The 13874-nt window shown below is 65.7% G+C and carries 13 protein-coding genes; all 13 read right to left on the bottom strand.

From position 1 onward, the window contains the following. On the bottom strand, window positions 1-294 hold a 294-nt coding region (locus tag P4L93_09335), incomplete at its 3' end, for a polyribonucleotide nucleotidyltransferase (GenBank protein MDR3687143.1). A gap of 192 nt (window positions 295-486) precedes the next feature. After that, entirely contained in the window at window positions 487-756 is a 270-nt protein-coding gene (rpsO, locus tag P4L93_09330) for a 30S ribosomal protein S15 (protein ID MDR3687142.1), read from the bottom strand. 364 nt (window positions 757-1120) lie between these two features. After that, window positions 1121-2899 (bottom strand): riboflavin biosynthesis protein RibF, encoded by a 1779-nt coding sequence (ribF, locus tag P4L93_09325; protein MDR3687141.1) that lies wholly within the window; start codon window positions 2897-2899, stop codon window positions 1121-1123. Between the two features lie 17 nt (window positions 2900-2916). Next, window positions 2917-3561 (bottom strand): hypothetical protein, encoded by a 645-nt coding sequence (locus P4L93_09320; GenBank protein ID MDR3687140.1) that lies wholly within the window; start codon window positions 3559-3561, stop codon window positions 2917-2919. Next, the gene (gene truB / locus P4L93_09315) at window positions 3558-4472 is read right to left on the bottom strand and encodes a tRNA pseudouridine(55) synthase TruB (protein ID MDR3687139.1); all 915 of its coding nucleotides are present in this window, start codon (window positions 4470-4472) and stop codon (window positions 3558-3560) included. Before truB ends, P4L93_09320 begins: the two co-directional genes overlap by 4 nt. After that, complete coding sequence (locus P4L93_09310) at window positions 4469-5437, bottom strand: bifunctional oligoribonuclease/PAP phosphatase NrnA (GenBank protein MDR3687138.1); 969 nt, start codon at window positions 5435-5437, stop codon at window positions 4469-4471. Before P4L93_09310 ends, truB begins: the two co-directional genes overlap by 4 nt. A gap of 5 nt (window positions 5438-5442) precedes the next feature. Then, window positions 5443-5880 carry a 30S ribosome-binding factor RbfA gene (gene rbfA, locus P4L93_09305; GenBank protein ID MDR3687137.1) on the bottom strand — a complete coding sequence of 146 codons (438 nt, stop codon included), beginning with the start codon at window positions 5878-5880 and terminating at the stop codon, window positions 5443-5445. 25 nt (window positions 5881-5905) lie between these two features. Next, entirely contained in the window at window positions 5906-8533 is a 2628-nt protein-coding gene (gene infB / locus P4L93_09300; protein ID MDR3687136.1) for a translation initiation factor IF-2, read from the bottom strand. 4 nt (window positions 8534-8537) lie between these two features. Beyond that, window positions 8538-8837, bottom strand: coding sequence for a YlxR family protein (locus P4L93_09295; protein ID MDR3687135.1), 300 nt, complete (start codon window positions 8835-8837; stop codon window positions 8538-8540). Further along, window positions 8837-10003 carry a transcription termination factor NusA gene (nusA, locus tag P4L93_09290; GenBank protein MDR3687134.1) on the bottom strand — a complete coding sequence of 389 codons (1167 nt, stop codon included), beginning with the start codon at window positions 10001-10003 and terminating at the stop codon, window positions 8837-8839. The genes P4L93_09295 and nusA overlap by 1 nt, the downstream gene beginning before the upstream one ends. Continuing rightward, window positions 10000-10488, bottom strand: coding sequence for a ribosome maturation factor RimP (locus tag P4L93_09285; protein MDR3687133.1), 489 nt, complete (start codon window positions 10486-10488; stop codon window positions 10000-10002). Before P4L93_09285 ends, nusA begins: the two co-directional genes overlap by 4 nt. Window positions 10489-10674: 186 nt before the next feature. Next, a complete protein-coding gene (locus P4L93_09280; GenBank protein ID MDR3687132.1) occupies window positions 10675-12402 on the bottom strand; it encodes a proline--tRNA ligase in 1728 nt (575 codons plus the stop codon). A gap of 509 nt (window positions 12403-12911) precedes the next feature. Beyond that, window positions 12912-13874, bottom strand: a 963-nt coding sequence (ispG, locus tag P4L93_09275) for a flavodoxin-dependent (E)-4-hydroxy-3-methylbut-2-enyl-diphosphate synthase (GenBank protein MDR3687131.1), incomplete at its 5' end; no start/stop codon positions are given.

Below are 13874 nucleotides of genomic sequence, written 5' to 3'. Positions count from 1 at the left end.
GCGGATCGGACGGTCGATCATGCGGGCGGTAAGCGTGGCCTTCTCGGAAGGACGGGCTTCACGCTTGATGAAGCCACCGGGGAGCTTGCCCGCAGCGTACATGCGCTCCTCGAAGTCGACGGTCAGCGGAAAGAAGTCCAGGTCCTTGGGGAACTTGGATGCGGTCGCCGTGACGAGGACGATCGACTCCCCCTGACGCACGAGAACGGCGCCACCGGCCTGCTTGGCCAGTTCGCCGGTCTCCAGAACGTACTCCTTGCCGTACAGCTCAAACGTTTCTACTACCTTAGCCATAAAACTCTCTCTTCTTCCCTCTACGCACCCGACGCCCCATGCGTCGAGCCGCTGCCTCTGTTCGCCCGCGCCTGTCGCGTTGCGAAGTGACGAACCGATTGAGCCGGTTCGGGGGCCGCGAGGACTCGTGGCCCCGAGTAACGAGAAAGCGGGAGGGGTTGCCCTCCCGCTTTCGGGTTCCCGTTTGTGTTGTTACCCGCGAATACCGAGTTGGGCGACGACTGCGCGATAGCGCTCTATGTCGACCTTCTTCAGGTAGTTCAGCATGCGACGGCGCTGGCCGACGAGCTTGAGGAGGCCACGGCGGGTGTGGTGGTCCTTCTTGTGCATCTTGAGGTGCTCGGTAAGGTCGCGAATGCGCTGCGTCAGCAGCGCAACCTGAACCTCGGCAGAACCGGTGTCGGCGTCGCCACGCTTGTACTCGGCGATGATCGTCGACTTGACGTCCTTGGGAAGCGGCACGTGTCTCACCTTTCTGTTTGGCCCACACACCCTTTGGGCGCGAGGCACTGGTATTGGTCCGCCCGCGTCCGAGACCGCGTTGGTGAGTCGCGAGATCAAAGACGGGGTAGCCGTGTGAAGCCTATGAAGTATAGCTGGGACAAGGTCGCGAAGCAACCAGGCGGGGGGCTCGTTCGGCATCGCGGCGCCGAAATCGTGCTGGTCAGCAGCCGGGCGTGCGCTGTATGGGCGTCGTGACCTGGGACGGTTCGACCGGCATGGGGGTCCGACTCAACAACGCGTCGACCATCAGGGCCTCGTTCGCTTGGATGGTTCTAGACTAGCTCGCGCATCGCGCCAGCTGCTTGCGGGTTCGTCCGATGCGCTACCAGTGCTCGGCGTCGTCGGGCAAGCTCGCAAGTAGCGCCTTGGCTGACTCCACCTCCGACTCGGGCACTGACACTGAGAAGCGCTCCGTGTCCCAGATGCCGAGGCGGATCAGCGGCGCCTCCTCGGGCGCGTAGGGCTCCCATATGCGATCGATACCTGCCGAGACCAGCGCGCCGTCTATGTCGAGGAAGCGCTGCTTGTCGAAGGGCAGGTCGGCGAGCACTGCAACCCAGTCCTCGCCGCGGTGGTCATCGGCATCCTTCTGCGGCTCGCGGTAGTCCTGCGCGGCCTGCTCGGCGGCCTCGAGTGCCGCGGGATCGTCGACGAAGTCGGCGCTGTCGGCCGGAAGCTCGGTCGGAGATGCGTCGGCTGCAGCTGCCTGGAGCTCGGCGAGCGCCTGTTCTCGCATCTCGGCTGGCACCAACACGGTGAAGTCGCGGGCCGAAACGTCGCGGACGCCGACCCACGCCTCGTCTGGTGGGAACGGATTCCACGCGTAGGGAATGTTGGCGGCTTGGAGGGGCGCAACGAGCACGAAAGCCTCAGCGCTCGCCGCACCGATGGACGTGAACCATCTCGACACGACGGGCACCCACTCGCCCGTCGCCATCTGACCGAAGCTGCTGTCCGGCGCATTCATCGCTGCCTGTTCTGCCGCCTCGAGTGCTGTGGGGTCGGAGATGTAGTCGGCTTCCTGAAGCTGCGAGCCGGCGTCGAGGAGCTCTCCGCGGTAGTTGCGGCCCTCGTCCCAGAAACCGGGCTGGCTGCCATCGTCATCCGCGTCCACTTGCCCCCCGGCGTCTGCCGGCGCGGCGGCCGCACTGGCAGCCAGCTCCTCATCGGTGAAACCAGCGATCTCGAGCGCGCCATCTACGTCGGCCGCGATGGCAGCCTTGAGCGCGTCGAGGTCCGGGTAGGCCTGCTGATCTCGAATTCGATCCCAGAACTCGAGCGTGAGCGGTTGGTCGTAGAGGTCGCCCTCGTAATCGACGAGGTGTGCCTCGAGGTAGTCCTTCGCATCGGGGAACATCGGCGGGGTCCCCACAGAGATTGCTGCGGCCCACCCGGAGCCATCGGCCAGAGCCGCGCGGCCTGCATAGACGCCGGAGCCGGGAAGCGCCGCGAACTCCACCGGGACCACGTTCGCAGTGGGGAAACCGAGGCTAGCGCCCTCCCCTCGACCGCGATGCACGGTGCCGGTTACGCAGGGATGCCCACCAAGGAGCCGCGATGCCTCAGCAATCTTGCCATCGGCCACGAGAGCGCGGATGCGTGTGGACGTGATCGCCTGCCCCTCATCGGTCACGAGGTCGTGCGGGACGACGTCGAAGCCGCGTGCCGCTCCAACGCGCTGCAGGGTCGACACGTCGCCTGTTGCCATAGTGCCGAACCGAAAGTCGCTGCCTACGTGCACGGCCACCGGCGTCAGTGCTGCGAGCAACACGCTGTCGAGAAACGACTCAGGTGCCTGCTCGGCGAGTGCGGAGGTGAACGGGACCACGAGGATTGCCTCGATTCCCGTGCGCGATATCGCGGCGAGCTTGTCCGAGAGGGTGAGAAGCTGCGGTGCGGCAGTGTCAGGCGAGACGATCTGGTCTGGATCGCGGTCGAACGTCACAGCCACCGACTGCACGCCGTGCATCTTGGCGTCGGCCACGGTGTCGCGAAGCAGCGCCTGATGGCCAAGGTGAACGCCATCAAAGACGCCAATGGCCACGACCGCCGAGCCGAGCGGCGCGGTGCCCGGTTGCCACGTGGTGATGGAAGCTGTCATGCGAGTCTCCTGAATGGCTAGAGGTGGTGGTAGCGGAGAAGGTGGTAGATCCAGTAAGCGACGCCTGTCAGCAGCACCAAGACATCTACACCGAGGAAAGCGACGACCAGCCCCCAGGCAAGGGTGCGACGATTGCCTTCGGCCCGGGCTCCCCTCTCGTGCGTGCAAGCGATTCCGGCGCTTATACCGGAGCCGGGAACCTCGGAGATGAGCGCAAGTGCCGCGGACGCATCCGCAGGGTGCACGTACAGGGTGAACGGCATGTCGAGCAGGTGGTCGTTGGCATACGCAGGGCCCGGCATCATCTCGGGCGGGTAGGGCGACCATACGAAGTCTATTGCTTCAGCAGCCAGAGGCATCGTCACAATCGCTGCCGCGAAGCCGGCGACGTCCAGCAGCCCGCTGAGTTTGCTAGGGCCAAACACCGCTACCCAGTCCGAATTGAACTCGGCGTAGGCGTCCTCGGGATCTCCACCTCGAACCCCACGCTCCGCATCATCCAGTGCGGTCGGGTCGTCAAGCAGCTCCAAATCGGCGCTTCCACGAGCGGGCATCGGCCTGTTGGCCCGCTGCGCGCGCGCCTGCTCGGCGGCAGCAGCTGACTCCTTGGCCTTCTCGACGAGCCGTGCGCCCAGCGAGTCCTCGTAGAAGAGCGGCGTCATTGCACTCCCCCCGTGACGCCGCCGGGAATCACCGACAGCGGCTTGAGCATCCCCATCGAGCCAGCGTACACGCCGACCAGCACGCCGTCATGCGCAACCGCGACCATCCCTTCGGCGTCGTCGGCCAGGGTGGCGCCAGTTGCAAGCCGCGCGGCCAAGGTGTCGCCGACGCTCACGACCGGAAGCCCCAAGGCCGCGAATGGATCGACGAAGAGCGAGCGCACGTCAGCAGCGGACTCGAGCTGCTCGAGCGCGTGCGCCTGCGCGACATCCATCGCGCCGGAGCGAGTGCGGCGCAGCGCGCCGAGATGCGCCGCCGAGTCGAGCGCGCGGCCAAGGTCGCGGGCAAGCGCGCGGATGTAGGTGCCTTTGGAGACTTCGAACTCGACGTCCCAGGCGTACTCGGCCAAGCACTCCACGCCGAGCAACCGCGCGCCTGTGACCTCGATGGTGCGAGCGTCGAGTTCCAGCGCGTCACCCTTGCGGGCCGCCTCGTAGGCGGTCACTCCCCCCCGTTTGATCGCGCTGTATGCGGGCGGTATCTGCTGGTGCGTCCCGACGAGTGAAGCGACCGTCTGAGTCGCGAAGAACGGGTCGCCGATCTCGTCGGGAACGCCGGCGGTGGCCGTGACGCGGCCCTCGGCGTCATCGGTGTCGGTCTCGGTGCCAAACACGATGCGTGCCTCATACGCCTTCTCGGCGGCTGTGAGGTAGCTCGAGAGGCGTGTGGCCGGGCCGACAAGCACCACCAGCAGTCCGGTCGCCATGGGGTCCAGGGTGCCGGCGTGGCCGACTCGGCGTTCGCCGGTGATGCGACGCACGCGGTTGACGACGTCGTGGCTGGTTATCCCGCCCGGCTTGTCTATGGCGAGGATTCCCGAGAGGTCGGTTGCTCCTCGGCGAGCACTCACGCAGCTTCGCCTCCGGGGAGCAGCGCGAGGAGCTGCGGCAGCAGCTCGGCCATAGTGCCATGGAATGTAAGACCGGAGGCTGCGCGATGTCCGCCACCACCGAAGGCGCGGGCCACACTTCCCACGTCGAAGCCGCACTTGGCACGCAAGTTCACGCGCACCTCATCGCCCGCCTGGCGCATGAGGAAGGCGACGTCGATGCCTCGGAGCAGGCGCACGGAGTCGGGCAACGACTCGGCCTCCTCCGGCAGAACGCCGAGTTGCGCGAAGTCTTCGTCGGTGACCCACGCGTAAGCAACGTGGCCGTCGTTTGCAACGGTCAAGCGTGACATCGCACATGCTTCGATCTCGAGAGAGGCCTTGGACCGGTTCTGGTAGACCAGCCGAGCAGTGTTGGCAGGATCCACGCCCACGGCGATCATCTCAGCCGCGTCTTGGAAGGCGCGTGCGGAGGTGTTGTCGTAGGAGAAGCGCCCAGTGTCCGTGATCAGGCCGACGTAACAGCACAAGGCCACGTCGGCGCTGGGCTCCTGGAGGAGCGTCTTGGCTAAGCCCCAGATGAGCTGGCCGGTGGCTGCGGCGGTGTCGTCGACAACGGAGATCTGGCCGTACGGCTTTGCATCTGGGTGATGGTCAACAACGATGACCGTCTTGGCCGATCGCATGAGCTGCTCGGCGGCGCCGAGGCGATCAGGGTTGGGGCTGTCGACCGCCACGAAGACGTCCGGAGCCTCGAGTTGCTCGACCGCCACGAACAGGCCGAAGCCTGGCAGAAAGTCGTAGGTCGACGGCGCGCTCTCGCGGTTGGCCAGCGTGGGGACAGCGGCGATGCCGGCCTCGCGCAAGGCCAGGGTCAGTCCCAGGTTGGAGCCGATAGCATCGCCGTCGGGTCGGACGTGGCCGCACACCACGACCGAAGTCGCGCGCCTGAGCGCGACCGCGGCGTGGTGGTAGGCGGCCTGCATCGTACCTACGCCTCGTCCGGCTCGGCGCCAGCGGCATCGGTAGCCACGTCGGCAGCGACGTCAGGCGCAGGGCTCTCAACAGCAGCCTGGCGCTCGGCGACGAGCGTCGGGGGCACTTGGCGCAACGCCTCGTCGATCGTCATGCCGGAGTCGACCGATGTGTCGATATAGAACTTCAGCTCGGGCGTAACGCGCCAGCCCAGAGCGTGGCCTATCATCGAGCGCAAGCGGCCCTTGGCCGACTCGAGCCCGGCGAGCACCTCGTCGTAGCGCTCGGGATCGGCGCTGACGAAGACCAGCAGCACGGAGCGATCCGGGCTGACCTCGGCACCAGTGATCGTGACCAGGCGGACGCGCGGATCGGAGACCTCGCTGACGAGCAAGGATGCAACGACCTCTCGCGCCTGCTCACCGAGCTTGCGTGTGTTGGGAGTCTGCTTCATTGATGTGCCTTCTTTGACGTGTTCTTTAAGACTCGCGGGCGACTTCGATGATCTTGTAGCCCTCGATGATGTCGCCCTCCTTGATGTCCTGGAAGTTGTCGACGCCGATACCGCACTCGAAGCCCTGACGGACCGACTTCACGTCGTCCTTGAAGCGGCGCAGAGAGTGGATCGTGCCGTCGTGGATGATCGTGCCGTCCCGGACGATACGGATCTTGTCGTCTCGGCTGATCTCGCCTTCCTGCACGTAGCAACCGGCGATGACCCCCGCCTTTGGGACGCGGAACAGGTCGCGAACCTCGATGCGGGCCGTGTCCTCCTCGTGGAACTCGGGAGCCAGCATGCCCACGCGTGCGGCGTTGATGTCCTCAATCGCCTGGTAGATGACGCGATACAGGCGGACGTCGACGCCCTCTTCCTCGGCAAGAGCCTTGGCCTTGGGCTGAGGACGAACGTTGAAGCCGATCACGATAGCGTCGGACGCGTCGGCCAGCGTGATGTCGCTCTCGCTGATGGCGCCGACCGCCGAGTGGATGACGTTGATGACGACCTCGGACTGATCCATCTTGTCCAGCGAGTCCTTGAGCGCCTCGATCGAGCCCTGGGCATCAGCCTTGACGACGAGGTTGACCTCTTTGAGTGCGCCTTCGCTAATGCGAGCGAACAGGTCGTCGAGGGAGACGTGTGTCTTCTTCTCCTGAGCAGCGAGACGCAGCTTGAGCGCGCGCTCCTCGGCCAGGTTGCGTGCGTCGCGGGCGTCGGAGTACACGCGGAACTCGTCGCCAGCGCTCGGCACCGATGCCAGACCTTGGATCTCGACCGGATCGGCCGGCGATGCCTGCTTGACGGTGTCGCCCTTCGGCGAAACCAGCGCACGCACCGTGCCGTAGCCGGTACCAGCCACGATGGCGTCGCCAACGTGCAGCGTGCCGCGCTGAACCAGTACGGTTGCTACCGGGCCGCGCCCCTTGTCAAGCTTGGCCTCGATGACAACTCCGGAAGCGATGGTGTCGGGGTTGGCCTTGAGCTCGAGAACGTCCGCCTGCAGCAGGATCATCTCGAGCAAGTCGTCGATGTGCAGGCGCTTCTTGGCGCTGACGTTGACGAAGATGTTAGTACCGCCCCACTCCTCCGGCACGATCTCGTACTCGGTGAGCATCTGGCGGACCTGCTCGGGGTTGGCGCCGTCCTTGTCGATCTTGTTGACCGCAACGATGATCGGCACGCCAGCGGCCTGCGCGTGGTGGATAGCCTCGACCGTCTGCGGCATGACGCCGTCGTCGGCAGCGACAACCAGCACGACGATGTCGGTCGCGTTGGCGCCTCGGGCACGCATAGCGGTGAAGGCCTCGTGGCCCGGGGTGTCGATAAAGGTGATCTGGCGGCCGTTCTTGTTAACCACCGACGCACCGATGTGCTGCGTGATGCCGCCCGCCTCTGTCGCGGCTACGCCGGTCTCGCGAATGGCGTCGAGGAGCGACGACTTGCCGTGGTCGACGTGACCCATGACGGTGACCACTGGCGGGCGGGGCTTCAGGTCTTCGGGCTCGTCGTGGAAGACGAACGCTTCGTTGATCTCTTCCTCTGCCGAGACAACACGAACTTCTCGGCCAAGGTCCTCGCCGATGATCTCGATGATGTCGTTCGACATTGCCTGGTTGACCGTGAGCGGCGTGCCAAGCAAGAACAGTCGCTTGATGATGTCGCTGGAGGGAACCTCGAGCGCGTCGGCGAACTCGCCGACCGTCACACCCTCGGTGACGCTGATCGCGTCACCGCCAACCGGCAGTTCGGTGTGCGTGGCAGCTTCGTGATGCTGGGCCTCTTCGACCTCGGCGCCCACGGGCTTCTTGTGCTTCTTCTTCTTGCGGCTGCCCTCGACAGCTGCGGCGGCGACTGCGGCCTTGGCCTCGTCCAGCACCTTTTGGCGCTGCAGTTCCTCAGCGTCGACTGCCATCTGGCGGTAGCGGTCCTCTTCTTCCTTGTTGAGGGCCGCACCAGCTTCAGCCTCGAGGCGAGTGCGTTCTGCAGCAATGGCGGCCTCGAGGTTGGCGCGGGCGTCCATGACGGGCGGCGCGGCAGCAGCCACCGGCTCGGCAGCGGGCTCGGGCGTAACGGCCACCGGCTCGGGCTTGGCCTTCGCGGCAGTCTTGGGAGCAGCCTTGGGAGCGGCCTTAGCAGTAGCAGCCGCAGGCTTTGCGGCCGGCGTAGGGGCGGGCGCAGCGACGGGAGCGGGTGCCGGCTTCGGAGCTGGGGTCGGCACTACGGGGGCGGGAACGGCGTGACGCGCGGCCTCTTCCTCGGCACGGCGACGATCGGCCTCCTCGGCACGGACGCGCTGCTCCTCATCGCGACGGGCGCGCTCGGCTTCCTCAGCCTTGCGGCGCTCGTCCTCCGCGGCCTTGCGGGCCTTCTCGGCGGCCTGTGCGCGAATCGCTTCGGCGGCTGCCTCCTTGGCGCGCTCTTCTTCGAGCTGCTGCTGGCGCTCGGCGATCTCCGGGCCGAGCTGCTTGCGGATCTTGTCCACGTAGGCGTCGACCAGCGTCGAAGCATGGTTCTTCGCGGGAATCCTGAGCTCTGCGAGCCTGTCGAGCAGCTCCTTGCTAGTCATGCCGAACTCTTTAGCGAGTTCGTGAACTCTCATTGCGGGCATAGCGTCACCGTCCTGTATTCGAGTCGCTCATGCGGCCGAGCAACTCGTCGAAGTCTCGTCGCAACCTGGCGTAGTCGTCGTCTTGAAGAGTCACCTTGAGTGCCGTGTCGAGGCGCCGCCTCTGGCGGGCGGTCTCGAAGCACTCAGGCTTGGCGCACAAGTAGGCACCCCGTCCGTTCGCCTTCCCCGTAGGGTCGACGATGACGTGGCCGTCCGGCGTCCTGACGAAGCGCACGAACCAGCGCTTCTCGTCAGCACAGCGGCAGGCGACACAGGTGCGGTTGGATACCTTGCGCGGCTTCATCACTCGGCGGCGGCCTCCTTGTCGTGAATTCCACAGTAGTAAGTACCGGGGCGCGCCTGGTTGCGGCAGCGCACGCCAGTGGATGTGACTGCTACGCAGCGTCCGTCGAAGTCCTCGGCGTGCCCGGAGGCAGCTGTACCTGAATGCGAGGTCGAGGGCGTGTAGAGGCCCTGCTCGGCGGCGATGGACGCGCTCTTGATGTCGATGCGCCAGCCGGTCAGCTTGGCGGCCAGACGTGCGTTCTGACCTTCCTTGCCAATGGCAAGCGAAAGCTGGTCGTCGGGCACGATGACCGTGGCGGTGTGCGTGTCCTCGTCGATGAGCGCGCGGTCGACCTTGGCCGGCGAGAGCGCCATTGCCACGTACTGCGACGGCTCCTCGGACCACGGCACGACGTCGATGCGCTCGCCGCGAAGCTCGCTGACGATCATGCGCACGCGGCTGCCCTTGGGGCCGACGCACGCGCCGACCGGGTCCAGTCCAGGCTCGCGGCTGGAGACGGCGACCTTGGAGCGCATACCGGGCTCGCGAGCGACGCTCTTGATCTCGACGATGCCGTCGTAGACCTCGGGCACCTCGATCTCGAAAAGGCGACGGATCAGGCCCGGGTGGGTACGCGACACGACGATCGACGGCTCGTTACTCGTCTTGCGCACGTCGATGATGTAAGCCTTAATGCGCTGGTTGTGATCGTAGCGCTCGTTGCCAGGCTGCTCGCTCGGCGGGAGGAGCGCTTCGACGCCTTCGCGCAGCTTGATCAGAGTGTATCGGCTGTCGCTCTGCTGAACGGTGCCGGTCACTGACTCGCCGATTCGATCGGCGTACTCGTCGAAAATGCGCTCGCGCTCGGCCTCACGAATGATGGAGCCGATCACGTTCTTGGCGTTTTGGGCGGCGATGCGGCTGACGTCGGCAGGCGTGACGTCACGCTCGTCGTAAGACTCGGCCTCGCCGGTCTCCTCGTCGATCTCGCCTACCGGGACGAGCTCGTAGACGTAGATACGGCCGCTCTCGCGGTCGATGGTGACGCGCACGTTGTTCTCGAGATCGAGAATGCGCTGATAGGTGCCTGCGAGCGACTGCTCGAGCTTGTCCAGCATCTGGTACTCGTCGATGTTCTTCTCACGAGCGAGTGCCTTGAGGGCATCCATAAGTTCGGAGCTCATGCAGACTGCTCCTTTCCCTTGCCGAAGTCGACGACGCCTTTGAGGCGCGCCTTCTGAATGGAGTCGTACGGAAGCGAAACACGTTCGCCGTCGACAAGAAGTTCGACATCGTCGCCTTGCATGCCAACCAGCTCGCCCGTCCACGACTTGCGCTTCTCGTCCGAGACGACCCTGAGATTCACGGTCTGGCCGACGAAACGAGTGAAGTCGTCACGTTTGTTCAGCGGGCGGTCGATTCCCGGCGAGCTGACCTCGAGCGTGTAGGCGTGCTCGAACGGCTCTTGAGCATCAAGGATCTCCGTCACCCAAACGTTGGCGGACGCAACCGCGTCAAGATCCAAGCCCTCCTCACGGTCCAAGAGGACACGGAGGATAGGTGTGCCTCGGCCACCCGCCTGTTCGACGCCGACGAGCTCGAAGCCGTGGGCGGTTGCCTCGAGCTGAAGAGCCGTGGTCAGCCGCGTCAAGAGCTCGGTCGTTTGCACACCTGTCACCTCCCTGTTCGCAGAACAAAAGAAGCGAGCGTAAGCCCACTTCTCGCGAGAACGGCATGTTCACGTGCAGGTGGATTCTAGCACAGGCGACGAGTATGGCCAAAGCGTGCCGTCACACCCGGGAACCGGTCCGAGGCGCACTGCACCGGGACGTTTGGCTCGGTGCTTGACAGTCCGTTAGTGCGTGAAGCGGGCCCTCTGCTCGGTCACTAGCGCAACGATGTGTGCCACGGCTTCGTCGACGGGAACGGATGTGCGCTCCCCTGCTCCGCGAACCTTGACCTCGACGACACCCTCCGCAATGCCTTTCTTGCCCACGACGACTTGGAACGGCCAGCCTACGAGGTCGGCGTCGTTGAACTTGACGCCCGCGCGCTCGTCTCGGTCGTCGATCACGGTCTCGACTCCGGCGACCGCCAGCTCGCTCCAGATGCGCTCGGCCACCTCAGAGACCTCGCCTTCAGCCATCAGCGGAAGAACGGCAACCTCCAGCGGGGCAACCCCTACCGGCCAGATGATGCCGCCATCGTCGTTGTGCTGCTCGATGACGGCGGCCAGCGTGCGGCTCACGCCAACGCCATAGCAGCCCATGATGAATGGCTGCTCCTCACCGTTCTCGTCGGCGTAAGTGGCGCCCATCGAGTCCGAGTACTTGGTGCCGAGTTGGAAGACCTGGCTGACCTCGATGCCGCGAGCGGATTGGAGCACGCCACCGCACGCAGGGCAGGCGTCCCCCGCCTGCGCGAGTACGAGGTCGGCCCAGACCGGCTCCGGAAAGTCTCGGCCGGGCTGGACGTAGATGAGGTGGTAGTCGTTTTCGTTAGCGCCCACACCCCATGCGACGTCGCCTTTGAGCGAGACGTCGGCGATGACGAGCGTGCCCTCGGGCACGCCGACCGGGCCGAGTGAGCCCTTTGGAATCTGGAACGACTTGAAGTCTTCTTCTTCGAGCAGCTCGATGCCGGGCACTGCCCAGCCGGCCTTGATTGGGTTGAGCTCCCGATCACCGGGGATGAGTAGGAACACGAGTTCGCCCTCGGGGGTCTTGCCGGCCATCGTCTTGACGGTGTCGTGCTCCTGAATCGAGAGGAACTCGGCCAGCTCGGCGATCGTGCGGATGTTGGGGGTGTGGACCTTCTCCATCGGGCGGGGATCGGTGATGGAGGGGTGGCGTGGAACGACGGTCTCGGCGGCCTCGACATCGGCCGCCCAGCCGCAGCCGCAGTAGACGATCTCGGCCTCGCCACTCTCGGCGATGGCCATGAACTCCTTGGTGACCTTGCCGCCGATCTGCCCCGAGTCGGCCTCGACCTCGCGGTAGTCCAACCCACAGCGCTCGCAGATGCGGGCGTAGGCGTGACTCATCGCGTTGTAGTGCTCTTCGAGCGACTCCTGCGTCGTGTGGAAGCTGTAAGCGTCCTTCATGATGAACTCGCGGCCGCGCAGCAGCCCAAAGCGGGGGCGGACCTCGTCGCGGAACTTGGTCTGGATCTGGTAGAGCGACAGCGGCAACTCCCGATAGCTGCGAACCTCGTTGCGCACGAGCGAGGTGACGATCTCCTCGTGAGTCGGCCCGAGGCAAAACTCGCGTCCATGGCGGTCGGTGAAGCGAGCGAGTTCGGGACCGTAGTCGTCCCAGCGGCCCGACTCGTGCCACAGCTCGGCCGGCTGGGTGACCGGCATGAAGATCTCCTGCGAGCCGATCGCGTCCATCTCTTCACGCACGATTTGCTCGATCTTGTGCAGAACGCGCCATCCCAAAGGCAGGAAGCTGTAGATGCCCGCGGCGTTCTTGCGGATCATGCCGGCTCGCAGCAAGAGGCGGTGGCTCGCGAGCTCAGCCTCGGCGGGGACTTCCTTGAGCGTGGGGATGTAGAGCGAGCTCATGCGCAAAGCGACCGTCATGGGGTACCCTCCGGGATCGACGAGCCTTGGTACCGAAGGATAGCAGTCCGCTTCCCCTCCGAGAACGGCCGTAGCGCCGAGGGAGCTGCCGGCAGACCGCTGCGGACGATAACGAGCCCCGAAGCGCCGCACTCGTCGGCGCGTTCGGGGCTCGGGCCCCCGCGAAACGAGCGTCGCGGGACGAGCCGGCGTCTCACTAGCGTGTGCCGCGACGTCGGACGCGCCTTCTTAGGGGCGTACCAACGGGGACCTGCCATGTCAGACCGGCAGGGTTTGCGCGATACCGTGTTCACGCTTCCGGCTCCGGCGTGCAGCGGCGAAGCTGGGGTCTGCGTTGTCCCGAACACGCGCGCACCCTCAACGAGAGTCTGGCGCTCCCCGTGCACCGGAGCGACGAGGTGTTCGTGGGCGGCGGGAAGCAGCGGTCAGCGGCTGTGATGTAGCGGTAAGAGGCAGCGCCGGCAGCGCGAACAGGCGCGTCACGGTCTGCGGAGCGACGTCGAGCGAAGTTACTCGGCCTTGAGTTCCATGCGGTCGATCTCGGCGAAGAGCGCGTCGACGATCTCGGCCTCCGGCACTTTGCGGACCACTTCGCCGTGGGAGAAGATCAGTCCGACTCCCTGGCCGGACGCCACGCCGATATCGGCATCGCGCGCTTCGCCTGGGCCGTTGACCTCGCAGCCCATCACCGCAACCTTAATCGGGAGACGCCGGTCGCGCAGGCGCACAGCGACTTCGTTGGCGATCGGTATGAGGTCGACTCGGCAGCGGCCACACGTGGGGCAGCTCACGAGCTCGGGCGAGCGTCGGCGGATATCGAGCGCCGCCAGGAGCTCCCAGCCGACAACGACCTCCTCGACCGGATCGGCGGTCAGCGAGACGCGCAGAGTGTCGCCGATTCCCTCGGCGAGCAGGATCCCGAGGCCGGCGGCGGACTTCACGGTGCCCGAGAGCGCAGTGCCAGCCTCGGTCACGCCGATGTGCAGCGGGTAGTCGATCTCGGCGGCCAGGCAGCGGTAGGCGTCGACCGTGTAGTTGACGCTGCTCGCCTTGGCCGAGACGACGATGTCGGCAAAACCGCGCGTCTCGAAGTGGCGGCAGAACGCTACCGCGCTCGCGGCGAGTTTCTGGGGAAGCGGCCAGTCGAGCTCCTCGTACTCGCGAGCAAGCGAGCCTGCGTTGACGCCGATACGAATCGGGATGCCGGCCTCCCCCGCCGCATCGATGACGGCGTCGACGCGCGACATATCGCCGATGTTGCCGGGGTTGATGCGCAGCTTGGCCGCGCCCATGCGGGCGGCGTCGATCGCGATGCTGTGGTCGAAGTGGATGTCCGCGACAACCGGTAGCGGCGAGGTCGCGGCGATCTCGGCGAATCCAGGCAGCGCGTCGCGCTTGGGGATAGCGACGCGAACGATCTCGCAGCCGGCGTCGGCGAGGCGCCCGATCTGAGCGAGCGTCGCGGCCGGATC

Source organism: Coriobacteriia bacterium (genome assembly GCA_031292615.1).
Taxonomy (GTDB): domain Bacteria; phylum Actinomycetota; class Coriobacteriia; order Anaerosomatales; family JAAXUF01; genus JARLGT01.
Note: the sequence above shows the minus strand (reverse complement) of the source record. Positions and strands in the feature narration are given on the sequence as shown.